Annotated in this window: 1 rRNA gene; it reads left to right on the top strand. The window is 52.0% G+C overall.

Annotation, left to right across the window (positions count from 1 at the left end):
* A 16S ribosomal RNA gene (locus KV696_RS09780) occupies positions 1 to 227 on the top strand; the annotation flags it as partial.

The raw sequence follows: 227 nt of genomic DNA, 5'->3' as shown, positions 1-227 counted from the left end.
TCCTACGGGAGGCAGCAGTAGGGAATCTTCGGCAATGGACGGAAGTCTGACCGAGCAACGCCGCGTGAGTGAAGAAGGTTTTCGGATCGTAAAGCTCTGTTGTAAGAGAAGAATGAGTGTGAGAGTGGAAAGTTCACACTGTGACGGTATCTTACCAGAAAGGGACGGCTAACTACGTGCCAGCAGCCGCGGTAATACGTAGGTCCCGAGCGTTGTCCGGATTTATT

Origin of the sequence: Streptococcus humanilactis (assembly GCF_019448275.1) — a bacterium.
Lineage (GTDB): Bacteria > Bacillota > Bacilli > Lactobacillales > Streptococcaceae > Streptococcus > Streptococcus humanilactis.
This window is presented reverse-complemented; position numbering and strand designations above follow the sequence as displayed.